We start from the raw sequence: 26,356 nt of genomic DNA on the forward strand, positions 1-26,356 counted from the left end.
AATACTTAGGTCTATGCCATAATCGTCATTGACTGTCTTGACTGCATACTTGATATGGTTGATACTTTCGTACTCTTCTTTGATTGATTGTGATTGTCTGTTGAGTCTCGATATTTCATCTTCAAGGGTTTGGATTTCTTTTTTCCAGTCTTTAGACTTAATCGCCGATGAGCCTGTTATCTTTTCAAGAATTGCCCTTGCTCTTTTATATTTATCTATCTCATCTTTATGGGAATTGTAAAAGCTGTCTTTGAATAGGGATTTACTGTTCCATTCCTCAAAGACTTTTTTGTTATCCTTGATGATGTCCGCATAGGCAAAGCATTTATTTAAGTTTTCTATTCTTGTGGTTTTCGCCTTAATGTCTTGACTAATTTTCTTATTTTGGGATTGTAATGTGCTTATCTTTTCTTGTAGGTCGGCTATGGTTTTAAGATTGTTGCCTTTCAGATATATTCTTGCTTTGGAAAATCGTCTTAGGTCTGCACCTATCTTTTTGTTGCTTGCATAGGGATTTAACTTTCTTGCTTTTTCTCCCTGTAAGTCATAATAAATACTGATGTACTCATAGAGATTAAAGAGTTCCGCCTTGTTCTCATATTCTTCTTTTTTCTCCTGTTTGTATTCATCATATTTTACTTGCAGACTTCCAAGTAACGAGCCTATCCAAGACGTAAGTTTGGATAGCTCCTCTTTTAATTTTCTAAATTCTAAATTCAAGGCTATGATTTTTCTGTTTTGGTTTCCTCTCTCTGTCTGTATGCCTTTTTTCTCCATCTGATAACTGCTTGTGCCTAAATGAATTTGCGGGAGTTCTTCTCTGCCTTGTTCTTTAAAGGTGCGTGGATCTATCCTTTTATTTATGTTGTTTCTTGCCAAGTATTCGTTTGCTTTCTTTGAAAAGTTTTCTCTCCACTCTTTTACTTTGTCAGGTTCATTCCAATCGTTCAAATTTACTTTTCTTGATTTATAGTTTCCACTTTTCAGTTTTATCTTTTCTCCGTTTTCATCAAGGATATATTCTTTTCTGCATTTCGGTTTCCAATTCCCTTTTTCGTCTATTTCTCTAAGGGTAAGTAGGATATGGGCGTGTGGTTGTTCTTCATGATCGCTTGCCATAGGATTATGAATATTACAGTCTGCTATCATACCTTTAGAAGTAAAGTTTTCTTCTATAAATTCGCTGATTAACTTTATTCTGTCCTGTTCATTTAATTCTCTTGGAAGTGTAAAGAGCAGATTTCTTGCAAGTTGTGAATTTTTACTTTTTTCGATTTTCTCAACTTCATTCCATAGGTATTCTCTGTTTGAAAACTCTTTCGGGATATGTTCCGGCAGAAATATTTTTGAGAATACAAGGTCTTCTTTTTTAGAATAGTCATGTGTTTTTCCATAGTATTCATCTTGTAATTTATCTCTTGCATTGTATGCAGCTTTTGCAATCACGCTATGCCCTTTTGACCTTGAAACTATATCTACATGGGTATGTAGGCTTTTTATCTCCATTTTTTAGCTCCTTCCAATTTTGTGTTTTTATATTTTTAGGCATAAGAAAAGCAGATAGATTTTTCTTAACATTTTTCTATCTGCTACTCTTTATCTGATATTTAATTTTTATATTTTAGTATCCTTATGATGATAGGTATCTTCGCTCCCTTTTTCAAAGGGCGCAAAGATACACCGTTTGACTACGGTGCTTTGCGTTCCTGCGGAAAGCTTATAGCTCCGCTAAGGAAACGAAAACGCTAAAGCATTTTTATTTGTTCAAGGGGGCTACTCCCCCTTAGACCCCTGTGAACTTTGTTTTTTGTAGATTTTTCAAATCCACAAAAAAGCAAAGTGTTAAAATGTTCTCACTTTGCTCCATCTCAGTTTCTAATACATTTTCTGTTTTCCTTATTCTTCCTCTGTCAGTTCTTCAAAATCATCATTTGCATTTTCCTCTTTAAGATTTGGATTTTCTTCTAAAGAGATTTCTTTTTCTTTTAAATGAATTTCTGTAAGTTCTTTTAGCTTTTCTCTATTTCGATTATCGGAAAGTACATAATCTAAAAAGGCATAGATTAAATCATTGTCGGTACTTTCTTCTGCTCCGGTTATCTGTTTTTCAAATTTCTCAAACACGCCTCCTTTTTCTACTTTTCGTTTCGTGTCCGCCTTTCTTTTTAGCTGTGATTTCTTTTGTCTTAGTTGCTTAATTTTGTTTTCTACCTGTTCTTTTTTCTTAGTTTCTTTTTCCAACTGGCTCATTACATTTTCTAACTCTTTCATTTTTCATTCCTCCATTTCAATATTGTTGTGTTCCAAACAAAGAAAGGCTAAGCACCTTTCTTTGATACTTAACCTTTCATCATTTTTTAGATTTTATCTTCTAAAATCTTTCTTAGTTTTTCTAAAATTTGATCCCTCCTTTGTCCGATTGCCTGATGTGTAACTTTCTCTTTTCTGCTGATTGACCTAAGACTTTCTTCTCTGTAGAAGATGGCTTCCATTAACTCTCTTTCTTCTTTTGTCAGTGTAGCTAATGCCTTATGCAGTTCTTCAATTTGCATTTTGACTTCTACAATTTTTTCTAAGTCTATTTTTTCATCTATGATGTTATCTACAAAGTGTCCATCATGATCTAATGATGAAAATGGAATAACTCCATACTTGCAATCCTTTTTCTGAAGATATTTTTCATGCTCTGTTATCTTCCAATAGGCTTTGTAGACTTCTTCACTTATGGGTATAGCTTCCCCTTTGACATAAAGGTAATATTCCTTATTAGGCATTGTGTTATCCTCCTTTTTAAGTTCTCTGTTTTGCTTTTTGAGAATAAAAAAGGAGGACTTCTACACTTTGACGTAAAAAGTCCTCTCGGCTTAAAAACTAATATTTTATATGATTTTCTATTTTGTTGTTTCTGGTAAAGTGTTATTGCTACGTGTAAGCAATTCCAAGCATAAAAAATGATAAATATATCTTATGTGAATAACAAAATTTAGTGTTTTCATTATTTATCCCTCCATTGCTTAGCTACATTTTAACCTCCATTCTTTGATTCTGTACTTAACCAAACTACTCTTTTACAATCCAAATATCATCTTGATTAACAACACAATTCGAGCATCCCGAACATTGACTTTGGCATTTACTTGTTGCAGACCTTTTAGTTTTTACCAAATATCCATTATTTTCGAGATATTCAATTTTCATTTTTACACTATCTAAATCCTCACCTGTCAGTTCAGCAAGTTCTTGCAAAGTGCAAGTCTTTTTCTTTTTCAATACTTCTAATAGTTGTATAAGCATACTTATCACACCTTAAAAAATCAGTAGTCCAATATGATATGCAACACAAGATATAATTAGAGCCGATAATATATAATACAGTGCTATTTTTATCGTCCATTTTTTTGAATGTGTTTCTTGTGCGGTAGCTGCAAGAGCCATCAAACAAGGCATATTGAAGAAAAAGGCAAAAGTAAATGCTAAGGCTTCCGGCTTTGAAATCATTGTCAACATATTATTGCTTAGAATAGCGGTATCTACTGTCCCTTTAACCTCAACTGCATGCCATATTCCTGAAGAAGTAAATAATGATGCCATTACTCCTAATGCCGATTCTTTTCCCATTGCAGAAGCAACAAAAGCCATAAATAATTGCCATGGTAACCCAAACAATTTTGTTACAGGCTCTATAAATGTTCCTACTTTATAAATAAGGCTGTTAGCTATATTTCCATCAGGCGTATAGGCAAGAATCCAAAATATAACAGAAATAAGGATAATGATACTCAATGCCCTTTTCAGTACATTTCCCATCCTATTCATTACAGAAGAAAGTAAATTTTTCCAATGTGGCTTGTGATATGGTGGAAGTTCCATAATCATTCCAAAATGTTCACTTCCCTCATAAAGCGATTTTCTGAAAATCCTATATGTGATTAGTAAATGTAGAAAAGCAACTGCAAATAGGCTTAATATCACAAATACTGCCTGTTTTCCGAAGAATGTTCCTGTAACAAGCCCGACTACTCCCCATGTTGACCCGCAAGGGACTACCCAAGATAATGCAATCGTCATAACCCTCTGTCCCCATGAATCAATTACTCTCGTTCCTGTGATTCCACCTATATTACAGCCGAAACTTAACAAGAACGGCATAATTGCTTTTCCTTGCAATCCTAATTTCGACATAGTGTTGTCAAAGACATAGGAAACTCTTGCCATATATCCTACATCTTCCAAGAATCCAAATACTAAGCTAATTCCCAATACATAACTTGCCATTTGCAATGCAAAAGTAATTGCAGTCATTACGGCTCCACACAAAAGTGAAATCAGCCAATTTGATACTCCAATGGCGACAAGCCCCTTTGCCAACAATGTTGATATTTTAGGTATAACAAACCCAAATAACCCCATTAGCGGAAATCCGATGAGCATAGAAGCAACTAATCCTAAAATGATAACTCCGATAGCCATAGGTTTTCCGAAAGCTTTACTTGTGGCTATACGATCAAATTTGCTTCTCTTAAATACTCTCTTTTTCTGAATAACATTTGCATTGATAAGTTTATCTATCCATTCAAATTTACAATTACCGGTTATTAAATTGCCATTTTTTATGCTTTTTAATACGTTCTCTATTTCTTCAAATTCGACTTTTTCAACATTATCTTTTACTAACGCAATTACTTTTGCATCCTGATCTAATAATTTTCCGATAATCCACGACTTTGAAAATACACCTATACCTTTATCAGGGATATGTTTTTTTAATAGCTTATAGTTATCTCCAACAATATTTTCATATGCCCTTTCTAAATTTTCGTCAGATAAAATTTTTCCTCTATCTGAATGCTCCAGAAAAGCATAAAACTCTTTGTATTCCTTTTTATCTGCCGCAACGATAGGAATGACAGGTATATTCAAGGATTTTTGTAACCCCTTTATATTTATATTTTTCCCTTGACTTGTAGCAACATCCATCATGTTCATGATTAAGACAACCGGAATATTTATTCCAATGTAGTCAGAGAGCATAAATAGACTTCGATTTAATTGTGAAGCATCTGCCATAATAGCAATTAGGTCTGCGTTCCCGGTTTCTATATATTCTCTTGTTATAACTTCTTCCTCTGAATTTGCTGATAATCCGTAAGTTCCTGGTAAATCCACAATCGTATAATTGGTATCTTTATACGAAAATTCGCCTTCTTTTTTCTCAACGGTTTTACCCGGCCAATTTCCAACATGTTGATTTGAGCCTGTCAACCCATTAAACAAAGTCGATTTTCCAGAATTAGGCTGCCCCAGCAAAGCAATCGTTATTTTCTTCATATCTCAAAGTACCTCCATCATTATTTTCTCTGCCTCTATCTTATTGACAGCTATCATCGTATCTCTACAATAAATGAGAATAGGTTGCTTTTTATAATTCTGGATAACTTCAACATCGCTTCCGACAGTTATTCCGATAGATATTATTCTGCTTTGAAAATGTGTATCACCAATAATTTCAACAACTTTACCTTTTGTCTTTTCTTTCAAAGTACTAAGCCTCTCCATAACTATTCTCCTTTATCATCCACTTTTTCGCTCTTTCCTGTGTATTTACCATTTCATAGTAATGTCCTTTTTTTCCATAAAGTTCATTATGATTTCCTTGTTCTTCAATTCTTCCGTTATTTATCAAAATAATTTGATTAGCGTTTTTAATGGTATTCAATCTGTGAGCAATAACAAAAACTGTCTTTCCTTGCATTAAATGCTCCAAAGCATTATTGATTTTAGCTTCATTATCAGGATCAAGAGAAGCTGTAGATTCATCCAACAAAAGAATTGGTGCATCCTTCAGAATCGCTCTTGCAATAGCAATCCTTTGTCGTTCACCGCCGGATAATGTACTTCCTCCATCTTTTATTTCCGTTTCATATCCATCCTTCATTTTCAAAATAAATTCATGGCAACAAGCTAATTTTGCAGCTTGATAAACTTCTTCCTTTGTTGCATTAGGTTTTCCAACCCTGATATTGTTATAAACAGTATCGGTTAACAGTACATTATCTTGAAAAACCTGACTAACATATTTAAGCAACACATCAGGTTTTATGGATTTTATATTTTTTCCACCAATTATAATTTCTCCACTATTTACATCCCAAAATCTTGCAATCAAATTAGCGATTGTAGTTTTTCCTCCACCGGAAGGACCAATTAAAGCTGTAGAAGTTCCTTCTTTTGCTTCAAACGAAATATTGTTCAGAATCGTTTTATTTCTATCATAAGAAAAATTTACATTCTTAAATTGAATATCAAAATTTTCTAATTCAACTTCATTTTCAGAATAAGGCAATGGCTTCGTTTCATAAGCTTTCTCAAGATTACTTGCAGCTAATTTCAAATCTTTCAATAGTCCATAGGAATGTTGAAAGGCAATAAGAAGTGCAGATAATGCTAAACTCATAAGCATAAAAGCCACAAACTGTTCAGTTCTAACACTACCATTTATAAGCAAATATCCTCCTATAAGAAGAACTATCGGAAGCAAAAAGTTAACTGTGATAAAGTACATACTTGTAGGTAACGCCATTTTCTTTTCTGCGTTTACGCTTGTCTTTCTAACATTTTCAAGTGTATTTATCATTCTTTCAAAATGTTCACTTGTCATATTAGCTGACTTAAACGCTTTCATACCTTGAATGTACTCTAAAATAATAGAAATCATCTTAGAATTTAAATTTCTTTTTCTTGCCCCGTATTTTTCTATCAATTTGTTGCCCCATATCAACATAGGATATGCGATAAGCAATACTAAACACTCTAATAATGCGAGCTTCCAATCGATAAAAAATGTGCCTAATAAAATCAATATTGCTGTAACTGCCGTTTTAATAACCGATGGTAAAGTGTGCGTTATGATCAGTTCAAAACTACTCAAATCCTTTGTAAGAGTTGATAATAGATAACCACTACTATTTTTTTGGAAATGACCAAGGCTCAAACTCCTATAATGATTTGCTAAATCCAAACGCATATCTCCACACATTTCAGCTCCTCTTGAAAAGCTCAAATAGTATGCATGCCTATAAATCAGTATCCTTGCAATCATACTGATGAAACATATTACCGTATATTCTATGATTAAGGTTTTAGTTAATGTATTTTGCAATATATTAACAACGGTAAAATAGAGCATTAAATACAAAACAATGCTTCCTATCGAATCAATAACCATTAGAAAAATCGGTAAATACAATTTTTCTTTTTTATCTTTCAGAAGTGTTCTAATAATCTTAAGCATTTGCACTTACCCCCTCTCCAAAGTAATCTTTTGTGTATGTGTTCCACATACTTTCATAGACCCCTTTTCTTTCTAAAAGAGTTTTATGTGTTCCAACCTCTACGACTTCCCCTTCATCAAATACAACAATTTGATCTGCATTCTTAATAGTATGCAAACGATGAGCAATCATAATGATTGTTTTATTTTTCAACAAGTTTTGAAGTGCTAACTGTATCTGGTACTCATTTTCTATATCTGAATAGGAAGTTGCTTCATCAAAAATAATAATTGGAGAATCTTTGAGTATTGCTCTAGCGATTGAGATTCTTTGTTGCTGTCCACCTGACAATTTCACCCCTTGATCCCCGATTCTTGTCTGATATCCATTCGGTAAACTCATAATAAAGTCATGAATTTGTGCTGCTTTTGCAGCCTCAATAATCTTATTTTCATCTGTATCTATTCCCATACGAATATTCTCATAGAGAGTGTCCTCCAAAAGAAATACATCTTGAAAAACAAATGATGTAATGTCCATCAAATTATCTATTTTTAATTCATTGATCGGTATGTCGTTAATTTTAATTGCTCCACTTGTTACATCCCAGTACCTCCCAATCAATTGTGCAGCAGTTGTCTTGCCTGCACCAGAAGGTCCCACAAAAGCATTTATTGTATTCGGTTTTAAGGATAAATTTATATGTTGTAATGCTTTATTTTTTGTTTCTTCATCGTCATAGCTGAAAGTAACGTCTTTAAAATCTATTTTCATACACTCATTCTTGTTTATGATTTTTGTTCCGTCTTTCAATTCATCCATATCCATTATTTTTTTTATGTTATCCAATCCGCTTCCAAGCTCCATAGATTGCATAAAGATTGTTACCATATTTAAGAACGAAACAAAAAAGCACATTGTAAGCATAATAAATAGCAAATAGGATGTTGCTGATAAAGAATTTCTCAAAAAGAAATATCCTCCGAACGGCAATGTAAATAAGATTGCTGAATCCAAAACCACTAAGGTTATTGATAAAGGATAGCAAGAGCTCATACACATCTTTTTCCAACAAGTAATATACGCATTCAATGAGCTTCTATATTGTTCAAATTTTTCTGCTGTTAAATGATACATTTTTATTACAGGCATAGCCTTTATAAATTCGTTTGCCGAAGCATTTAAATCAGCAATATCTTCGGATAGCTCCGTTGACATATCCGGATAATTTTTCATTAGCATCATAGGAATTCCTAATCCCAAAATCATAGGAATAAGCATAACAAGTGCCATCATCCAATTTAATTTCAACATGAAAATGAACATAATAACCGGAACAACTGCTGCCTGAGCTAATTCCAAAGTGCTATGAGCCAAAAAATTTTCAACTCTATCTACATCATCAAACAACAATGTTTTAATTTCTCCGGGGGCATGCTCTTGAAAGAATCCCAAATTAAATTTTGAAATATGATTTACAACTTTCAGCTTAATTCTGTGTATTGTGTTAAAAGCTGCTGTATGAGATAAAATGCCCGCAAAGGACATTAGTATTGCTTGCAAAACAGCACTTATAATTCCTATACCTGCCCACATTAAAATTTCTGTATACGAAATATTCTTCTGGAATATCATTAGTAATATCTTATAAACTACAAAATAAGGAACTAATGATAAAGCCGCAGAAATGACAGATAAAAACATTCCTAAATGTAGCTTTTTTCTCTCATCTTTTGCTAATTGGAATACATAAGATATCCCTGTCTTCTTTTTTTCCATTAGTTATTCCATCTCCTTTCATAATTGTTAGCCGTATCTAACTAACTACATTCATTATAAAGCTAATTTTTTATAACTCAAAATCTAACTATGAATTTTGATATTCCTTGTAATCCCTTTATTTATAAGCTTTTTATCAGTATTTCTATTTACATTTTTATAAATTTGTGATATAATAAAATAAATTTGTGATATTAAAAGAGGTGAGTAGAATTGATGGATAGAACAGTTATTGATTATTTAACAAACTTAGTACATGACGCTCCTTTTATTCCTGTTCCAACTTTATCAACTGAAAACAAACAAATCTTTAAAATAGATCCCCATTTTGGCAAAGGTACTTTTCGCATACTAAAATTTGACAGCCGTTTAATTCTAATTTTAATTGCTAACTTTACTCCAAATGAAACAATGGAGAAAATAACCGAAGTATCTGAAAAGTATTTAGAGATTAGCCAATTTGAAACAGAAAGCAGTTCATTTAAAGTCGGTGGCAGAAAGTTAAATAATGTAGAAAAAGGTATATATTGTTACTTAAATACAGAAAAGAAAACTTATACCTATTGTGAGGCAAATAAGCCTGTAAAGTTTACGAAAATAATCCTAACCAAAGAATACTTTGATACTTTCTTAAAATTAAAATATGATGATTTTGAATATGAAAAAGCAAAGATTCTTAATTCTTATTTGTTAAAAACTCAAAATTCTCCGCAGTTGAATTTTATATTTCAACAGATAAGAGAATCCCAAGCTGAAGGAAAGATTTTGCCTTTATATTTGGAAAGCAAAGTTATGGAACTATTATCTATCATAATTACAGAGTTAGAAGAAAAGGAAAAAAATATATCCGTTGTCTTAACTAAAAAAGATAAGCAAAATCTGAAAAGGGCTGTATCAGCTATGAAAAAAGATTTATCGGTTCATATTGACGGACTTGAACTCTCTAAAATTGCTTTAATGAGTCCTGCGCGATTTCAATTAGCTTTTCGCAAATACTACGGTGTTCCTCCCTACGAGTACTTAAAAGAACTAAGGCTTAATAGGGCATTATTATTGCTGAAAAATCCCGAGTATAAAATATCTACGATAGCAGAAAAAGTTGGCTATACACACACAGGACATTTTGCTAAAATATTCAAATCAACTTATGGTATCACACCAAGTAAATATAGAAGTATGCTTAACTAAAGAAATTTATCCCAATATTATAAAACATAAATTTAGAGCGTGTAATTTTTACACGCTCTCTTTAAATGATTCCTTGTTTTTATAATCCTTCATCAGTATACCTGCCCTTTTCAAAACCTTTAACTTCTCCTGTTTTTTCTGTTCTCTCCTTTCCTTATACCTTTCCTCATACTCCTGTTGTTTTCCATTTGCTTTACGCTTTAGATAATTTTGATGAAGTCTGTCTCTTCTCTCATTAATTTTTCGTTCTTCTTCCTCAAGTTTTGATCGTTCTTCTTCGCTTAACTCTTCTTTTGGCACTTCATAATTTCCTATGAAGTTAAAATATATTTCTATCTTTTGCTTTGATGTTTGACTGCCTTTCCTATCTCTTTCATGAATGATTATCTTCTTTACAAACTCATTTATCATTGTGTTTGTGAGATTATCAAAGTTTTCATAACGACTAATAAGGGATATGAATTTTCTTGCCTTATCTGTTTCCTTTTCATATCTTGATATTACAAGCTCTAAGTCTTTAATCTCTTTACTTAACGTGAGTTGCTCAGTTTCATATTGGTTATTTAAAATTTCATAGCGATTATTCGGTATCTTATTTAAAATCATATCTTCATAAATTCTGCACATCAATCGTTCCAGCTCTTGAAGCCTGTTTTGGCTTTCTGTTAATCTTATCTTTTTATTTTCTATATGTGCCTTTTCCTTTTCTTCCATTTCATTTTGAATGGAATGAATAAATGCTTCATTATCTTCATCAAGATAATTTTTTATATCTTTTAATGTTTCTTGGATAAGGTTTAAGACTACTTCTGCTTTTATCCTATGAGCTGATGGACATAGCGTTCCGCAAGGTACTTTCTTATAATTACTGCAAACATAATAAGGAATATTCTTATAGTTATTTGTCCTATGAACATACATCTTGCTTCCACAATCTGCACAATACATCAGTCCTGTTAGTGGGTGATATTCGCCCCAACCATCAGGATACCTTTTTACATTTCCTCTTATCCTTTGCACATTATCAAAGGTTTCTTGGTCTATGATGGCTTCGTGAGTATTTTCAAAGATGAGCCAATTATCTTCGGATACATATTTACTTTTCTTATCCTTGAAATGCTTTCTTGTTTTAAAGTTAACTGTATGCCCTAAGTATTCTTTTTTCTTTAAGATACTTGCAATTGTGGAGCTACACCAACGATAAGGATATTCAAAGTTTTTGCTTTGATGTAATCCATATCCCAATTTTTTCTGATGATAAGCGGGTATATCTATCTTATCCGCTTCCAGTATCTTTGCTATTTTGTATGGTCCTGCTCCGTCCATTGTAAGATTAAATATTCGTCTTACTATCTCGGCTGCTTTTTCATCTACAACCCACTTATCTTTGTCTTTTTCATCTTTGATGTAGCCATAAGGTGGAGTGCTTGCCGTATGCTTTCCGCTTTCTCCTTTTGATCTAAATGTAGATTGTATTTTTCTTGAAGTATCTCTTGCATACCATTCATTCATAATATTTCTAAAAGGGGTAAAATCATCTTCTCTGTAAAAGCTGTCTACATTGTCATTGATAGCAATCAATCTTACGCCCTTTTGTCTTAATATCTCCATACATTGACCGACTTTGAGATAATCTCTGCCGAGTCTACTCATATCCTTTACGATGATACAACCGATATTTCCAGTATTTACTCCATTCATCATTTCCATAAAGCCTGGTCTGTCAAACTGTGTTCCGCTTATTCCGTCATCTGTAAAATGGATGATGTTGGTTAAATTATTCTTACTTGCATATTCTTCAAGGATTTTCTTTTGATTAACGATTGAGTTACTCTCTCCTTCAAGTTCATCATCTCGACTTAATCTCTCATAGAGTGCTGTTATCTTTTCAACATTCCTCACTTTTTCCTCCTTCCTCTTAATTTCTTAAATAAAAAAGAATTAAGAAGTACATGTTTCACTAAAACAGTGATTAAGTGTTCTCCTTAATTCTATTACTCCTGCTGCAAGCTTATATTTCTTATATTGCTTAACTGCAAAATGGCTTGGGTCTTTCTTTTCAAGAGCTTCAAAGAGCCTATCAATTGGGTTCATATAGGTTTCGTCATCTTCTCTAACTTCACTTGCGTCAATCATATCTAAAAGTGTCTTAAAGTTCTTTTCTTCTTCTGGTGCTTCATAATAGATATAACCGATAAGAGCAGTGTAATATAACTTCTCAGCCTTTACCCAGAAATCTTCTCCTGCCTTTTCTCCATCTCCCTTGGTGTTGGCGATAATTGTTTGGACAAGTTTTAAAATATCTTTTTCACTTCTCAAATAAGCAAAGGGATTGTATTTCATAGATTTTTTAAAGTTTATTGTATTTAATATCTTTATATCATATCCATTTTCATAGAGCATTTTCCCACACTCTAACACAAGCGTGCCTTTAGGGTCTGTTACTACATAGGAAGAGTGCATTTGCATTAGATTTGGCTTTACATAAAATCTCGTTTTACCTGATCCAGAACCTCCTATTACTAATACATTTTTATTTCTAGCATATTTAGGGTTTTTAGGTCTTGAGTTCATTGTAAGTCTTTCAGTATTAGTTATAAGAACATTGTTTTCAAACTTAGGGTCAATGTATGGAGCAATATCCTTACTTTCTCCCCATCTTGCAGATCCATATTCTTTACCTTGCCTGTATTTCTTTTTATTTTTACCTTTACTATAAACAATTAGCTTAACAAGACCAGCAACTGAAATACCTACTAACAAGTCCCTTGGATTAATACTTGGTATATAAGATAAAGTTCCTATATCAGAAATTCCCACCATTATTCTATCAATAATATCTCCTCCAACATAAGAATTGATGTGCTTAGAAAAGATATTTCCAATGTAGAAAAAGGATAGATAAGGAATGTTTGATAATATAAATTTCTTTGGGTTGTCTATTTTAATTAAGTTTTTAATATCAGAAAGAATGGCTTCTAATACCTTATTCATCGTAGAAACCTTCGCTATCTAATAAAATTAGTAGGTAGTGTCTTCCCTTTGGTGTTATAAATGTTTGTATGCCTACAAGTGTACCAAGTGGATCAACCCATTCTTTTACTTCAAAATATCCCTTGTTCTTATCTGCATAAGGTAAGAGTTTCTTTTTCTTATCTCTATAAATTAATCCCTTATCCATTAAAAAGCCTATAAATTGATTTTGTGGTATTCCTAACTCTTTGGCAGTATTTCTAAAGTTTGTAAGTAGGTTATAATCTACTAATTTGTCATAATAGTCTGCCTTTGGTCTTAATTCTTCAATTTCTTCTTCTCTCTCAGCAATAATTCTATTGGCTACAAGAATTGCATCTGCAAGTAGCTCTTCGTTAGTTTTCTTTTCTTGCCCTACTATATATCCTCCATTTTTTCTAATACTTGGTAAGACTTCTCTAGTTACCCAAGCTTTGAATATTTTTGCTTGTGGTAGTTTTGATGAGAGGATAAGTGAATACAATCCTGATTCGTTAATTATTGAAATATTCTGTATTCCTCCAGGGGTGTTCCATTTCGTTACACCCTTATCTTCCTCATCTACATGGTCATAAATAGCTTTTCTTGGATTGACATATCCCAACATAGTTGCTACTTCATTAGCTATAAAGAAAAACTCACCGTCTTTTTCTATAACAGTGAGTTTCCCAAAATTTTTATTTTCAAATGTTTTTAAATTACTTATCATAAGCTTTGCTCCTTATGTTTATTTTTAACTTTATCTTTGCTAATGGTGTCCTTAGCCATATCTTTAAACTTATTTATAGTCTTAGTTATTGAATCTTTCCTATCGACCTTTCTTTCAGAAGCCTTAACTGCTTTTTTAAAGGCGTGTTCCATAACTTTTATATCCTTAGATTGAAAAAACACAGAGTGGTTACCAGTTTCCTTATCTCTCATAACAGAAAACTTCACTCCGTGTTTGTTTAAAATTTTCTTTAGTTCTTTTAACTCAGGATCCTTTAGATTAATTTCTTCTAACTGCCCCTTTTTAACCATATCCTTTAGTTTTACTTCTTCTCCGTTATTTTTTATTACATTTTTCAAGCCTCCTTGTTCTTCTATTTGCTTGTGTACTTTCTTTAAGGCATCAAGAATTGCTTTACTTGTTGCTTTTGCAAGCCTTACTTCAAGATTAAGACTTGACCTAGATACTTCTTCATTAATCATCTATTCCACCTCCATATAAAAGTAACTCTTTGTATTTTCTTAACTTCTCTTGATGGATTTTTCTTCTAAAATCTTCTCCCGTAACTTTAACTGGTATTGTCATTTCAAGTATTCTTGAATATATCCTCTGATACTCAAGTTCAATATTAGGATTTTGAATAATTTCCAATGATAAGTTTGTAGTAAAAATTGTCGGCCTACCCTTTAAGTATCTTGAGTTTATAATGTTATATACTTGTTCTCTTGCATAAGATGTATCCCTTTCAATTCCAAGGTCATCTAAGATTAACAAAGGAACATTAGAGAGGTTACTTATTATTTCATTTGAATCAACCTTAAATGCAGATTTTTGTATTTGATTTATAACCTGAGATAAATTCATAATCTTAACTTTAACTTGTTCTCTTTCAATTAATTCATTTGCAATAGAACAAGCAAGATAAGTCTTTCCACTGCCAACATCTCCATAAAATAAAAGTCCAACATTGTCTTCCTTCATTTGTTCAAAACTTTTAGCATAATTGTAAGCAACCTTGTAAGCTTGACCTTTTTCATTTAGGAATTTCTCAAAAGTATATTGGTGTTGGTTTGGCGATGAAAAACAATCTCTTTTTAGCGATGATATTCTCGTTAATATTTCTCTTTCTGCATTTTCCATATCTCTTTTTATTTCACATTCACATTTAATTCTTGGAATAAACTTTGTAAATCCAAGGTCAAGTAATTCTCCATCGACTCTTTTACCACATGATTTACAATAGATATGTCCATTTCTTTCAATATCATTTTCTCTTAATACAAAATCTTTTAAACTTTTCATAAACTCTCTCCTATATCGTAATTCATTTTCCTTGTTGTATTATCATTAATGTTTTTCGCCTGATCATTAAGATACCAATTAATTATCGTTGCCTTGTGGTCTTGATACACTCTGTTATTTGCTTTCATATATGACGACAACCTATCAATGTATTCATTAATTCTACTTCCTAACTCATTTGTTAAGTCCTTGTATTCCTCATCACTCAAAAATATGTTTTTATATATTCCATAAGGCTTTTGTCCCTTACTAAAATCATTCTTTCTTAACTCATTATTACTAATATTGTTATAGTTACCTTCCGATTTTCGAAAATCTTGACTTTCGATATTCGAATCTCTTGAATTTCGATTATCGAACTTCTGGAATTTTGTTTTTCGAATTTCTTGATTTTTTAATTCCATATTATTAAATATGCTCATAAAGTCTTTAACATAAATTCTATTAGGCTTTCCAAGTCCTTGTCTTTTCTTTTCAATTAGTCCTATTCCTGACTTAATATCAAGCTCAGCTATTAATTTATTTGCTTTTTCACTTGCACAATTAAATTGATCTTTTATACTTTCAATTGTGTAATAAATAAAGACTTTTCCATCTTCATCTATCCAGCCATTTTTATATGAAAGACCCATTCGATTAAGCATATATGAATACAAAACTTTTGCTTCAATAGAAATGCTCTCAAAAACTTCATCTTCCATTAATACTATAGGTAACCTAATGAAGTTATACATCTCAGATTGCCTATTATAAAAATAATCAAAATTCATTCCTTCCTCCTTTCTTTGAAATAAAAAAGACGATAGAATTATTACTTTCTATCGTCTACGATTGTCTAATATTTATTTTTCTTTAAATTGATTTTATTGTATAGTTTAATAATTCTAATAATCCAATAACATATACACCTAATTTAGGTAATCCAAATGGACTAAATAAAAATGCTAATATTAGTGCTTCAATTACAATTTGCTTGTCTCCTTGAAAAATGCTAGCTAATCCAATTATAAAAATCAAAGTAGAAACTACGCTTAACAACGCAGTACTCAAACTTAATATGAATGTTAAAAAAGCTATGAGCAAACCCAACACTAATCTTATCGGTAATAAAATTATTCTAATTATCCATCTCATACATACTCCTAAAAATTAAACTGGGATTCATAACAAACCCCAGTTTCATAATTAGCGTGTCCTTTAATATAATTTTGATCCTGCTGGAATATTATCATCCAGCATTATTAAGTTTAGTTTTTCTTCACCGTCATACTCACAAATTGCAGATATAATCATACCTTCTGAGTCGATTCCCATCATCTTACGAGGAGGAAGATTACAAATTGCAAGTAGTGTCTTTCCAATTAAGCTCTCTGCGCTGTAATATTCCTTAATACCAGATAAAATAACTCTTTCTTTTTCAGAACCATCATCTAATGTAAATTTCAAAAGTTTTTTTGACTTAGGAACTTCTTCGCAGTTTTTAACCTTTACAACTCTAAAATCAGATTTTGAGAAAGTTTCAAAGTTTACCATATCTTCAAATAATGGTTCAACTTTCACTTTTGAAAGGTCAATTGCTTCTGTCGTAAGTTTGTCGTAAGTTTCGTAAGTTTCTTTTGACAAACCCCCATTTTCTGCCTTTTCTAAGCCTATTGGCTTCATTGTTGGGATAAGAAAACGGGAAAATTTCGCAAAACCCCTAGGAGTCTTGTTTTCTATGTTTATTTTTAATGGTTTTTTAGTTATTTTAGTTTTGATCTTTTATTAGCGTTTAAGTATTGATTTTTAAATGAAAAGAGAGACTCGAGTTAACAAGTCTCCCCAAAATTTGACAAAGAGCCTATTTTAATCATTATCTCTTTGCATCAATAATAATTCTACTTTATTTATTTTATTAATAGCAATAATTGAAGATATTGGTCCTAACAAGGTTCCCAAAATTATTACTATTATTAACATTAAAATCATAAGGAATATATTCGGTCTTAAAAAAGGCATATTCAAAAGTGATGAAAATACATTATTGAAAGTTATACTTAAAACAAAGGAAAGCACAGAACCTATGACTGCACCTGTACCATTAATTAGCATAGATTCAATAAGAACTACTTCACTGAGTTTTTTCTTTGTTGCTCCTAATATCCTTATGGTTGCAAATTCTCTTTTCCTTTCCTTAACTGATAAGGTATTTACAAGACTTAAAATAAAGAAAGCTAGTATCCAAATCAAAGCTATCAATATATACACATATACAAGCATGTTTTTTGCTGAATCTGAAACTTGTGTCATTATTTTTCTTGGCAATAAAGGATACACTTTTTCTTTTTTAAATTCTTCTTTAATAAGTTTTTGAATTGTTTTTGGATCTTTGTTTTTTTCAACTTTTACTAAAATAGAAGATATATCATCTTTTTTTGCCACCGGATGATTAATTATCTTTTCATATTCCTTGGATAATCTATGAGTTTCTTCTACTGTCATAAAAACTGAATTATCAAAACCCATGCCAGTTTTTGCAAGCCTGCCTCTTATCTCAAATTCTTGATTAAAAAATTTAACCTTATGATTAATAGTCCCCACAATGTTAGCACCTACAACAACTTGCCCAGCTTTAATTGGAGTTTTAATCTGTTTTTCTAGCCAAGGTTTAACGCTAAAGTCATCAGAAAAGTCAATTCCTATAACTTGAATGGGAAAAGAACAGCATCCAGCAGAAAGTGTAGCTAGATAAACTTGACCACAGGCTTTTTCAATTCCTGGTATTTTTTTTACTCTATTTAATATATCCTTGTCAAAAAAGAATGTATTAGGTTCTCCCCTTAATATTGCACCTGTAATTTTGGAATCATAACCTTCTGGGACTACTATAATGTCTGCTCCCATCCTATCTGATAGAGATTTCATGCCGTTTTTAAGAGAAAAAATTATAAATGATGACATGAATAATATAAAAGTTAAAATTCCTACAAGTAAAATCAAGGTAATTGACCTTGTCTTTTTATTTTCTATATTCTTTTTTGCTAAATTAACTGTGTATAAATCTTTCATTATTTTGCATCAGCAAGAGCATTGTTGCAAGCTTCTATAAATTGCTTGTAGGTTTCTGTTGCTCCCGAAATAACGTCCACTCCTTCAGGACTTCCTTTTTCCACTAATCTATCTGGGTATGACTTTGCAAGATTTATAGCTTGTTGGGCAATCTTATATAGTCCTTCATTTTGGCTTTGACCATAAGATTCGTCCTTTTCTTTTCCATCTCCATCAATGTTTTGCATTGTGCAAGATTCAATCTTATTGTCTTTAACACTTATATCCACCTTTACAAGTCCGCCTCTTTCATCTTTGACAGATTCTCCATGATATGTGCCGTCCTTATAGCTTACACTTGGAGCTTCTTCTTTTTTATCTCCTCCACAAGCAACTAGGACAAGCCCCAAAGAAAAAATTATTAATACATTTAAAATTTTTCTCATATAAACTCCTTAAGTTTTTCATCTTTTTTTACAGAATCAAGAACTGGTCTTTTTCTTTTCATTTTTTCTTCTTTTGAAATTTTACCATGTTCAAGAGTTATCATTCTTTCAGATTCTTCACCGACTTCAGGGTCGTGAGTTACAACAATAATTGTTGATCCTGCATTATGAAGTTTTTCAAATATGTCAAGAACCATATATTCATTCTTTTCATCCAAATTTCCTGTAGGTTCATCGGCTAAAAGTATTGTAGGGTGATTAATAAGAGCTCTAGCAATGCATACTCTTTGTTGTTCCCCACCTGATAATTGGTTAGGTAAGTGCTTGGCTCTATCAGCAAGACCTACTGCAGCCAAAGCTTCCATTGCTTCTTGTGCATCTGGCATAGAATGATAATATTGTGACATCATTACATTTTCCAAAGCACTTAAATAATTAACTAAATGAAATTGTTGGAAAATAAGTCCTATCTTATCCCTTCTAATAACTGTTAGTTCCTTAGGTGATTTTTTTGCTATATCTTCACCATCCAAAATAACTTCACCAAGAGAAGGTTTATCCATGGCACCAATAATATTCATCATTGTTGTTTTACCAGAACCTGATGGACCCATTATAGAAATCCATTCGCCCTTTTCTACACTTAAATTGATTTTGTCAAGGGCTTTAAGTTCACCATAAATTTTTGAAACATCTACTAGTTTTAATATATCCATAAAATTCCTTTCTATTCTCCACGAAGCACTAAAGCTGGATCAATATCAACAGTTTTAGATACTGGTATTAAAGATGCAACTATAGTTATTACTATACAGACAATAATTGTCATAGGTACTAAAAGAGGCAAGAAACTTACCTTTCTAGCAAATACCGAAATACTTACTCTATTGGCAAATATATATCCTAATACAACACCTAAAAGTCCACCAAAAACCCCCAAAAATGCTCCTTCACCTAAAAAGTCAACGATTACTGACGAATTTGTTGCGCCCAAAGCTTTCTTAAGACCTATTTCTTTACGCCTTTCAGTTACAACTGCCATCATTGTTGTGGATACACATATCATCATTATGAATAATACTATTATCGTTACAATGAAGACAAGAGCTTGTAATTTATTCAAAACTATATCTTGTGAGGCGGTAACTCTTTTTACCATTTGTGGAGTTAGAGATCCATCCTTTTGTGAAATATTTGATACTATTTTTGAAAGTTCATTTTGTTCAGCTTCTATTGAATATTCTACGACATCAAAATCTTTGTCTTTAACAAGCTTTGAAATATCATCAATACTCATAAAAATAAGTTCTTCTTCTTTACCACCTGTTGTTACAACTCCTGAAACAACAAAATTAGTATCTATAGAACCTTCTCCATTAACTTTGGGAGTATTTATAATAATTTTATCTCCCTCTTTTAATTCCAAAGCCTTTGAAACTTCATTACCTATTAAAACTTCTCTCGATTTTTCAGGCCATGAACCATCAATAAGCCAGTATGGAGAATTTTCTTTCGCTCCCTTTAAATCTGTACCTGCAAGCATATAAGGTTGTTCATTAATTTTTGCATTTGTATAAATATAGGGTGCCTGACCGACAAGCTTTCCTGATGGAATTAACGATTTAATTTCATCTAACTGTTCATTGGTAATTTTTTTATCAGGGTTAGTGGGAATTACCAACATATTTGCACCATAAGACCTAAACTCCTTACCCATTTGTCTAGGAATATCATAGTAAATAGTAACAAGTCCTGAAATAATTGTTGCTCCCATAGCTATAGCAAGTAGTGCTGTTAACATTCTTGCACGTCTCCTTGCCAAGGAAGTCATTATCATTTTTAAGTAAAATTTATTTTTACTTTGTTTATCTGCCATGTAGTACCTCCGTTGGATTTAAATTCAAAAGGTATCTTATAGCTGGTATTGAACCCAATATTGTAACAAGAATAATAAGTATTGCTACAATAGGAACTACCATAGCTGTTGGAGCTATTGCTGAGCCAAAAACTGTTAGACCAATAATCTGAGTAAGTAGCAGACCAACACCGTAACCTATAACTGTTCCAAATATCGCTGTCAAAATAATTTCCACAAGAATTATGCAAATTATCCTTCCATTTGACGCCCCTATAGCTTTTTGAAGTCCAATTTCATTAGATCTTTCCATTACAGATGCTGTAATAAGATTAGAAATACCAAGGCCTGAACCAATCAAAGTTAATACTGTAATTAAAACCATAAGAAGAGTAGTCTTATTTAAAATATCTCCTTCACTTTCTGCAACTTGGCGAATTGGCTTAGCTACAGAATCAGTCATTACTTCTGTTATTTGATAACAAATAGCAGAAACATAAGCTGTACAATACCATACTTCCCATTCCTTAATAGTTAAAGATAGTGGGTTTTTGGCAGCCTTTCTTGCTAAGTCATTGTCTGGTGTAGTAAGAGCTGATACTTCAACTTTATTTACAACTCCAGTAACTCCAGCAAATTCTTGTGCTGTTTTTAAAGTAGAATATATAAATGCATCTTCATCAGAACCTGATGAGAAAATACCCTTAACTTTTAATTTTTTGTCTAAATTATTGCTTTTTAGTTGGATTTCATCACCAACTTTAAATCCATTTCTGTCTGCAAAAATCTTTCCAAGCATAACTGAATCGCTATCATTTTCTGATAACCACTCGCCTTGAACTTCCCACCAGTTTTTAAGTCTAATCATACCAGTATCAACTGATTCTCCAGTAGGCAAATCCATATGATTATTAAACCATGTTCCTACCATCTTAGTATGTTTAGAATCATTATTACAAGAAACCCAAGTGTTAAGATATGGCGTATAATCTACAATATTGTAAGCCCAAAAAATAGTTTTAATGTTAGGAAGTTCTGATTCCTTTAAATATTTTTGAACCTGCCCCTCTTTTTCTTGCATGCCATACAAATCATCAAGAAGGGAAGCTTCCTTAGGCAATACATTAATATTTGCTCCATAGGTCTTTAATTCTTGATTAACTTTATCTCCAACGCCGAGCATGGTATTTAACATTGAAGTGGCAAGAGAAGCTCCAAGGGCAACTGTAAATGCAATAAGAGCCATCTTTCCCTTTTGTCTGAAAAGCGCTCCTTTAACTATTCTCCAAAACATAAGCCCTCCTACTTAAATACATAAGACAATGCGTCAAGATCTTTTGGCGCAATCTTTATCTTTTTATCATGGACAATGTATGGGAAAGGTATTGGGTTACATCCACCCTTAAAACCTATTGTACCCCTATTCATTACAACGTCGCACAACTTACAAATGACATCATCGCCTCTTTCAAAATATCCAGATGGACCACATATCTCGCAGGCATCAAGTACAACTCCATAGGAACCTTCTGATTTTTTAATGCAGAAAAATCTCATTTGTGCACCATCCTTTGCCTTATACAAATATCTGTGCAAATGCATATCCTCTAAGCTACTTAAAGGAATAACAATCATTCCATTTTCAGTTTGATAATCTTCAGGTGGTGAAAGGGCCTGTCCCTTATTAGCATATGCCTTTCCAAACGTTAATGAAAAAGTATTAATAAATAGAACGGCAAGGAAAAAATTGCCCAATGTCTTTTATTCTTCATTCTATACTTTATTTTTCTTAACTGAGCCCTATTGCTATAATCTTCATTAACTTTAATATTTTGCTTATATAAAATTACTGGAATAGCTATCATAATTAACATTGTTGCAAATAAAAACACATTTTCGTGATTAGCTATAAATGCAATAACTCTAAAAAAGTTAACATTTCTAGGAATAATCCCTTTAGAATAAAATCTTTGAATTATGACGTTAAATTGGCTTATACCTGAACATATCAAGCTCAAAAAAACAATAATCTTTAAGTTTTTACCTTCAAGTTTAACTGAAGACTTATATATGGCAAGTCCTGATAAAATCATCATGATTATCCCAAAAACAAATCCTAAGATCCTAAAAAGTACAATAGTTGAAACAGCACTTTCGCCATAATATACAAATTTGTTTGATTGGTTAAATACATATGGCAAATAATAAAAACAAATTCCTACAAGATAAACAACAACCGATGCTGAAATGAAATTATCATAAATTTTAGCATTTATCTTATCTTCAAATATCATAAAGATTAATATTAAAAATACTGAGATAACTATGGGTACCATAGACCAGAAATTCAATTCTGTTCTATTAATAAAATTAGGTATATTTCTTATAATTATTGAAACAATTGCTGCAATTACCCCTAAAACTAAAGAAATTATAATAACATACTTTTTATATTTGCTCTCTTTAGTTGTATAATAGGCAAGTATTAAAGAAATCATTAGAGAAAAGGCTATTCCCGCCTCCATAACTTTAATAAAAATTTTTAAAATAATTTCACCCCCCATAAATGCATATAAGGGGAACATGAATTCCCCTTCCAAATATTAAAAATTTTCAAAATTTTACCATTGTGGTCCGTTCCATTCGAAGTCAGTCCATTCCGCAACAAGTGGTTCTGTCCAGAATCTACCTGTTACACCAGTTTCTTTATCTACGTGTAGTAAGTAGTCATTACCCGGTGCAGCTACTTCGAATTTTACATTATAAACGCCAACACCTTCGTCAAATTTAACATTTGCACCATAGTGCGGACCATCAGATGCGTTCATTGGCATGAAAGCTACTTCTTGAACATGGTCTGAACCTTTCTTTTGTATATAAGCTTTTACTTTTAACCATGGAACAAAATCACCAACACCATAACCTAATGTTGAACCTTCTTGAGATGCTGTAATGTCAGCTTCCATATGGCAGTCAGCTTCTTCTTTAGGAATTGAGTTTCCTGCTGGTTCCATATCAACTGGTTGGAAATATACACCAGAGATTACTAAAGGTCCTTCAGTATGGTCATCGCCAATTGGAAATTCTTCAAATCCTGCATCTTCTCCTGGAGCTGCAGCTTTTGCATCTCCTTCTTCTTTCTTGTTTCCTTCAGCTGGTGTGTTTTCTTCTGTAGAAGTTTTAGCTGTATTATTAGCTTTTGTATCTTCTTTTTTACCACAAGCTGTAAACATTAATGCACACACAAGTGTCATAACAACAAGAAATAAACTTTTCTTTTTTAACATAATATCCTCCTATTTTTTTTCTTGGCTGGCTTCAAGCTCAGCTCTAATTTTTTTGTTTCTATTATTTTGATAAATAACAGAAGCAATGGTTACTACTAATAGAATAATTTGTGGAATAAGATTTTCATACCTATCGTATATTCCTATAGCTTCAGCAGACCATCCATTCATCCAAGGAACTATAGTTCTGCCAATTACATCTGCTTCTTGTAATTCTCCTATGCCCTTTCCTAAGAAAGACAAGCAAAGTATAAACATTAGCCAAGAAGTAAATGTAAAGAATGGTTTTAATGGTAGCCTTACAGAAACTTTAGCAATTAAATAATATACAATTGCAAGTATTATGGCGGCAACTAAAAGTCCAATCCACATATGCATCGGATTATCAGAAATGCCTGTTCTCATACCTTGGAAAAACAAAATAAGTTCTGCACCCTCTCTTGCTACTGCTAAGAATGAAGTGAAAGCTAAGGCAAAATAATTACCCTTGGAAACAGATTGTTCAACTTTGTTTTTAATGTATCTATTCCAAACTTCAACTTCAGATTTAGAAAGCATCCAATTGGATACATAAAATAGTACGATAACAGCAAGAAACATCCCAATTCCTTCGAATATTTCTTGTCCCATTCCAGACTCAACTTCTCCCACTGTATTGGCGATGATATTAAATACTCCAGCTAGGACTGCTGAAAAAACAATACCTAGCAAGGCTCCAATATATACACCTTTTAAATAAATTCTATTATTAGTCTTTGATAAATATGCAGCAATGGCAGCTATAACTAAAATGGCTTCAAGTCCTTCACGAAGTGTAAGTCCAAGAACTGCAAAAAATGTACCAAATCTTTTTAGCAGCTCTCCCAACAATTGACCTGTTGAAAGGCTATTTGCATCTTCTTGACTTTCACCAGTGGACTTAGAATCTCCAGAGGTTCCATCAAGAGTATTAGCATCTTCATGAAGATAAGTTATAAGTGCATCAATTTCATCTTTAACTTCTTTTGGGTCTGCATCTTCTTTGATAGAATTTTTTGCTCTGTAAAATTGATGTTCAACCATTGAACCCCTTTGGCCTGAAATTGCAGACATAGTTGTTTTTTCAAATCCGATTTTTTCATAGAATTTAAAGTAAGCTACATTAATTGCATCTGTGGCTGCTTTTTTAGCATCCTTATCTCCAGGCTTGTAAACTTCCACGGCCTTTTGTAAATGTTCTGACATAGCATCAGCGACTTCAACCCAGTTTTCATACTTTGTTTCTGCTGCAAAAGCAGACATAAAAGTGAGGGTAATCATGATTACTACCATCGCGAAAATGCTAGTCCTTTTCTTTAATAAATTCATCTCTATCCCCCTTTTTTATTAAACTTCCATCTTCCATTTGGCAAAGTGTATTGCCATATTTTAAAATATCTAGCTCATGAGTAACTACAATAAGTGCAGTACCTTTAGAATTTATTTTTTTAATAAATCCATTATCTCCATAGTAGTATTTTTATCCAAATCACTTGTAGGCTCATCTAAAATCAAAAGTTCCGGTGAATTAATCATAGATCTGGCTATCAACACTCTTTTTAGCTCTCCTCCAGATAAATTTTTAGGAAAATCATCTTTCAAATGCAAAATTCCCATCTCATCAAGAAGCATAGCGGCTTTTTCATAAGCAGAGTCATCTCTTTTAAATAGATAATAAGGAAGAGACACATTCTCTAAAACATTTAAATTTGGAAGTGTTCCTAGACTTTGTGGCACAAAACCTATGACTTCATTCCTATATTTGCTAATTTCTATATCAGAAAAATCACTCATATCTTTGCCCTTAGCAAAAATTTTACCTTCAGTCGGTTTTAATAAACCAGACAAAAGATTTAAAAAAGTTGACTTCCCAGAACCACTTCTGCCAATTATATTGACAAAATCTCCCTCATTCAAGGTAAAGTTTACATTTTTAACTGCAAAAAGTGTATTAGAACCTCTCTTAAAACTCTTACTTAAATTTTCAGTTTTAATTATTGATTCCATTATGAATTTCTTTCTTTCATACAATAATAAATATTAACTAAAACCAATATGCCTGACAACAATATGCAAAACGGAATGGTTTTTGCTCTGCAAGCCATATCGGCTTTCATGCATCCACCAATAAGCACATGAGCATTTAGTATCTCTAAAATACCAATTGCTATATTTGAAATAGATAATCCTAAAGATATTTTTGAATCTTTAACTACAATAAGAATAATTGCTAATACTAAAATGACTGCTCCAATACCAATAGTCATATTTCCCATCCAATGGCATTTCATGAACATCCCATTTTCCATAGGAGGACAAACGGGTGTTATAAATTTTGGTGCAAGCACTAACAAAAAACCTATAATAGCAGAAATATATCCTACAATCTTCTTTCTACTCATTTTAATCATCCTTTCTATTTATCTTTATTAATAAAATTGTAATATAAAAACGTGTTTATT

Annotated in this window: 23 protein-coding genes and 4 pseudogenes; 1 reads left to right on the plus strand and 26 read right to left on the minus strand. The window is 32.1% G+C overall.

The features are described 5' to 3' along the window. The 8 genes from mobQ to HMPREF1252_RS00130 all read right to left on the minus strand — a co-directional run. Positions 1–1,506 (minus strand): MobQ family relaxase (gene mobQ, locus HMPREF1252_RS00095; protein ID WP_023058885.1); only part of this gene is annotated, 1,506 nt, incomplete at its 3' end. A gap of 390 nt (positions 1,507–1,896) precedes the next feature. Beyond that, positions 1,897–2,271 (minus strand): hypothetical protein, encoded by a 375-nt coding sequence (locus tag HMPREF1252_RS00100; protein WP_002416385.1) that lies wholly within the window; start codon positions 2,269–2,271, stop codon positions 1,897–1,899. Positions 2,272–2,357: 86 nt separating this feature from the next. Beyond that, entirely contained in the window at positions 2,358–2,774 is a 417-nt protein-coding gene (locus tag HMPREF1252_RS00105) for a sigma-70 family RNA polymerase sigma factor (RefSeq protein ID WP_002416386.1), read from the minus strand. Positions 2,775–3,060: 286 nt separating this feature from the next. Beyond that, positions 3,061–3,294, minus strand: a complete 234-nt coding sequence (locus HMPREF1252_RS00110; RefSeq protein ID WP_002416388.1) for a hypothetical protein — start codon at positions 3,292–3,294, stop codon at positions 3,061–3,063. A gap of 12 nt (positions 3,295–3,306) precedes the next feature. Continuing rightward, positions 3,307–5,328, minus strand: coding sequence for a ferrous iron transport protein B (feoB, locus tag HMPREF1252_RS00115; protein WP_019117881.1), 2,022 nt, complete (start codon positions 5,326–5,328; stop codon positions 3,307–3,309). A 3-nt stretch (positions 5,329–5,331) separates the two neighbouring features. After that, positions 5,332–5,556, minus strand: a complete 225-nt coding sequence (locus tag HMPREF1252_RS00120) for a FeoA family protein (RefSeq protein WP_002416391.1) — start codon at positions 5,554–5,556, stop codon at positions 5,332–5,334. Continuing rightward, positions 5,543–7,291, minus strand: a complete 1,749-nt coding sequence (locus HMPREF1252_RS00125; protein ID WP_002416392.1) for an ABC transporter ATP-binding protein — start codon at positions 7,289–7,291, stop codon at positions 5,543–5,545. The genes HMPREF1252_RS00120 and HMPREF1252_RS00125 overlap by 14 nt, the downstream gene beginning before the upstream one ends. Next, complete coding sequence (locus tag HMPREF1252_RS00130) at positions 7,284–9,050, minus strand: ABC transporter ATP-binding protein (RefSeq protein WP_002416393.1); 1,767 nt, start codon at positions 9,048–9,050, stop codon at positions 7,284–7,286. The genes HMPREF1252_RS00125 and HMPREF1252_RS00130 overlap by 8 nt, the downstream gene beginning before the upstream one ends. 216 nt (positions 9,051–9,266) lie before the next feature. On the opposite strand from HMPREF1252_RS00130, the gene HMPREF1252_RS00135 reads away from it, so the two are divergent. Further along, a complete protein-coding gene (locus HMPREF1252_RS00135; RefSeq protein WP_002416394.1) occupies positions 9,267–10,238 on the plus strand; it encodes a helix-turn-helix transcriptional regulator in 972 nt (323 codons plus the stop codon). A 48-nt stretch (positions 10,239–10,286) separates the two neighbouring features. On the opposite strand, the gene HMPREF1252_RS00140 is transcribed toward HMPREF1252_RS00135, so the two are convergent. From HMPREF1252_RS00140 to HMPREF1252_RS00225, 18 genes and pseudogenes are all read right to left on the minus strand, one after another. Continuing rightward, the gene (locus HMPREF1252_RS00140; RefSeq protein WP_002416395.1) at positions 10,287–12,140 is read right to left on the minus strand and encodes a recombinase family protein; all 1,854 of its coding nucleotides are present in this window, start codon (positions 12,138–12,140) and stop codon (positions 10,287–10,289) included. Positions 12,141–12,236: 96 nt separating this feature from the next. Then, a pseudogene (locus tag HMPREF1252_RS00145) lies at positions 12,237–13,232 on the minus strand (type IV secretory system conjugative DNA transfer family protein); the annotation flags it as partial. Beyond that, positions 13,225–13,959, minus strand: a complete 735-nt coding sequence (locus HMPREF1252_RS00150) for a BRO family protein (RefSeq protein WP_023058888.1) — start codon at positions 13,957–13,959, stop codon at positions 13,225–13,227. The pseudogene HMPREF1252_RS00145 and the gene HMPREF1252_RS00150, both read right to left, overlap by 8 nt. Continuing rightward, positions 13,956–14,441 (minus strand): PcfB family protein, encoded by a 486-nt coding sequence (locus tag HMPREF1252_RS00155; protein ID WP_023058873.1) that lies wholly within the window; start codon positions 14,439–14,441, stop codon positions 13,956–13,958. The genes HMPREF1252_RS00150 and HMPREF1252_RS00155 overlap by 4 nt, the downstream gene beginning before the upstream one ends. Further along, entirely contained in the window at positions 14,434–15,261 is an 828-nt protein-coding gene (locus HMPREF1252_RS00160; RefSeq protein WP_023058859.1) for an ATP-binding protein, read from the minus strand. Before HMPREF1252_RS00160 ends, HMPREF1252_RS00155 begins: the two co-directional genes overlap by 8 nt. Further along, positions 15,258–16,031, minus strand: coding sequence for a replication initiator protein A (locus tag HMPREF1252_RS00165; protein WP_023058887.1), 774 nt, complete (start codon positions 16,029–16,031; stop codon positions 15,258–15,260). Before HMPREF1252_RS00165 ends, HMPREF1252_RS00160 begins: the two co-directional genes overlap by 4 nt. A gap of 82 nt (positions 16,032–16,113) precedes the next feature. After that, positions 16,114–16,395 carry a CD1845 family protein gene (locus HMPREF1252_RS00170; protein ID WP_004812305.1) on the minus strand — a complete coding sequence of 94 codons (282 nt, stop codon included), beginning with the start codon at positions 16,393–16,395 and terminating at the stop codon, positions 16,114–16,116. 63 nt (positions 16,396–16,458) lie between these two features. Continuing rightward, positions 16,459–16,935 (minus strand): annotated as a pseudogene (metG, locus tag HMPREF1252_RS00175) (methionine--tRNA ligase subunit beta); the annotation flags it as partial. A gap of 171 nt (positions 16,936–17,106) precedes the next feature. Then, positions 17,107–18,309, minus strand: a complete 1,203-nt coding sequence (locus tag HMPREF1252_RS00180; protein ID WP_023058900.1) for an ABC transporter permease — start codon at positions 18,307–18,309, stop codon at positions 17,107–17,109. Further along, positions 18,309–18,734: an FMN-binding protein gene (locus HMPREF1252_RS00185; protein WP_023058864.1), complete on the minus strand. Its 426-nt coding sequence runs from the start codon at positions 18,732–18,734 to the stop codon at positions 18,309–18,311. The genes HMPREF1252_RS00180 and HMPREF1252_RS00185 overlap by 1 nt, the downstream gene beginning before the upstream one ends. Beyond that, a complete protein-coding gene (locus HMPREF1252_RS00190; protein ID WP_023058906.1) occupies positions 18,731–19,450 on the minus strand; it encodes an ABC transporter ATP-binding protein in 720 nt (239 codons plus the stop codon). The genes HMPREF1252_RS00185 and HMPREF1252_RS00190 overlap by 4 nt, the downstream gene beginning before the upstream one ends. Positions 19,451–19,461: 11 nt before the next feature. Then, on the minus strand, positions 19,462–20,610 hold the full coding sequence (locus HMPREF1252_RS00195; RefSeq protein WP_023058904.1) for an FtsX-like permease family protein: 1,149 nt from the start codon (positions 20,608–20,610) through the stop codon (positions 19,462–19,464). Next, positions 20,600–21,883, minus strand: a complete 1,284-nt coding sequence (locus HMPREF1252_RS00200; protein ID WP_023058867.1) for an ABC transporter permease — start codon at positions 21,881–21,883, stop codon at positions 20,600–20,602. Before HMPREF1252_RS00200 ends, HMPREF1252_RS00195 begins: the two co-directional genes overlap by 11 nt. A gap of 8 nt (positions 21,884–21,891) precedes the next feature. Then, positions 21,892–23,153 (minus strand): annotated as a pseudogene (locus HMPREF1252_RS00205) (Fe-S-containing protein). 57 nt (positions 23,154–23,210) lie between these two features. Continuing rightward, a complete protein-coding gene (locus HMPREF1252_RS00210; RefSeq protein ID WP_023058856.1) occupies positions 23,211–23,876 on the minus strand; it encodes an iron transporter in 666 nt (221 codons plus the stop codon). A 9-nt stretch (positions 23,877–23,885) separates the two neighbouring features. Further along, positions 23,886–25,223 carry an FTR1 family protein gene (locus HMPREF1252_RS00215; RefSeq protein WP_023058848.1) on the minus strand — a complete coding sequence of 446 codons (1,338 nt, stop codon included), beginning with the start codon at positions 25,221–25,223 and terminating at the stop codon, positions 23,886–23,888. Then, positions 25,198–25,901: pseudogene (locus HMPREF1252_RS00220) on the minus strand (ABC transporter ATP-binding protein). Before HMPREF1252_RS00220 ends, HMPREF1252_RS00215 begins: the two are co-directional and overlap by 26 nt. Continuing rightward, the gene (locus HMPREF1252_RS00225) at positions 25,901–26,296 is read right to left on the minus strand and encodes a DUF4418 family protein (RefSeq protein ID WP_023058890.1); all 396 of its coding nucleotides are present in this window, start codon (positions 26,294–26,296) and stop codon (positions 25,901–25,903) included. The pseudogene HMPREF1252_RS00220 and the gene HMPREF1252_RS00225 overlap by 1 nt, the downstream one beginning before the upstream one ends. Between the last annotated feature and the right edge of the window lie 60 nt (positions 26,297–26,356).

Origin of the sequence: Peptoniphilus sp. BV3AC2 (genome assembly GCF_000478945.1) — a bacterium.
Lineage (GTDB): Bacteria > Bacillota > Clostridia > Tissierellales > Peptoniphilaceae > Peptoniphilus_B > Peptoniphilus_B duerdenii.

Bases quoted from the DNA above. Each gene is read 5' to 3' on its own strand.
- HMPREF1252_RS00180 (WP_023058900.1), bottom strand. From the start codon at position 18,309: ATGAAAGATTTATACACAGTTAATTTAGCAAAAAAGAATATAGAAAAT.
- HMPREF1252_RS00155 (WP_023058873.1), bottom strand. From the start codon at position 14,441: ATGATTAATGAAGAAGTATCTAGGTCAAGTCTTAATCTTGAAGTAAGG.
- HMPREF1252_RS00210 (WP_023058856.1), bottom strand. From the start codon at position 23,876: ATGTTAAAAAAGAAAAGTTTATTTCTTGTTGTTATGACACTTGTGTGT.
- HMPREF1252_RS00170 (WP_004812305.1), bottom strand. From the start codon at position 16,395: ATGAGATGGATAATTAGAATAATTTTATTACCGATAAGATTAGTGTTG.
- HMPREF1252_RS00150 (WP_023058888.1), bottom strand. From the start codon at position 13,959: ATGATAAGTAATTTAAAAACATTTGAAAATAAAAATTTTGGGAAACTC.
- HMPREF1252_RS00215 (WP_023058848.1), bottom strand. From the start codon at position 25,223: ATGAATTTATTAAAGAAAAGGACTAGCATTTTCGCGATGGTAGTAATC.
- HMPREF1252_RS00135 (WP_002416394.1), top strand. From the start codon at position 9,267: ATGGATAGAACAGTTATTGATTATTTAACAAACTTAGTACATGACGCT.
- HMPREF1252_RS00165 (WP_023058887.1), bottom strand. From the start codon at position 16,031: ATGAATTTTGATTATTTTTATAATAGGCAATCTGAGATGTATAACTTC.
- feoB (WP_019117881.1), bottom strand. From the start codon at position 5,328: ATGAAGAAAATAACGATTGCTTTGCTGGGGCAGCCTAATTCTGGAAAA.
- HMPREF1252_RS00185 (WP_023058864.1), bottom strand. From the start codon at position 18,734: ATGAGAAAAATTTTAAATGTATTAATAATTTTTTCTTTGGGGCTTGTC.
- HMPREF1252_RS00130 (WP_002416393.1), bottom strand. From the start codon at position 9,050: ATGGAAAAAAAGAAGACAGGGATATCTTATGTATTCCAATTAGCAAAA.
- HMPREF1252_RS00110 (WP_002416388.1), bottom strand. From the start codon at position 3,294: ATGCTTATACAACTATTAGAAGTATTGAAAAAGAAAAAGACTTGCACT.
- HMPREF1252_RS00100 (WP_002416385.1), bottom strand. From the start codon at position 2,271: ATGAAAGAGTTAGAAAATGTAATGAGCCAGTTGGAAAAAGAAACTAAG.
- HMPREF1252_RS00195 (WP_023058904.1), bottom strand. From the start codon at position 20,610: ATGGCAGATAAACAAAGTAAAAATAAATTTTACTTAAAAATGATAATG.
- HMPREF1252_RS00105 (WP_002416386.1), bottom strand. From the start codon at position 2,774: ATGCCTAATAAGGAATATTACCTTTATGTCAAAGGGGAAGCTATACCC.
- HMPREF1252_RS00190 (WP_023058906.1), bottom strand. From the start codon at position 19,450: ATGGATATATTAAAACTAGTAGATGTTTCAAAAATTTATGGTGAACTT.
- HMPREF1252_RS00200 (WP_023058867.1), bottom strand. From the start codon at position 21,883: ATGTTTTGGAGAATAGTTAAAGGAGCGCTTTTCAGACAAAAGGGAAAG.
- HMPREF1252_RS00120 (WP_002416391.1), bottom strand. From the start codon at position 5,556: ATGGAGAGGCTTAGTACTTTGAAAGAAAAGACAAAAGGTAAAGTTGTT.
- HMPREF1252_RS00125 (WP_002416392.1), bottom strand. From the start codon at position 7,291: ATGCTTAAGATTATTAGAACACTTCTGAAAGATAAAAAAGAAAAATTG.
- HMPREF1252_RS00160 (WP_023058859.1), bottom strand. From the start codon at position 15,261: ATGAAAAGTTTAAAAGATTTTGTATTAAGAGAAAATGATATTGAAAGA.
- HMPREF1252_RS00225 (WP_023058890.1), bottom strand. From the start codon at position 26,296: ATGAGTAGAAAGAAGATTGTAGGATATATTTCTGCTATTATAGGTTTT.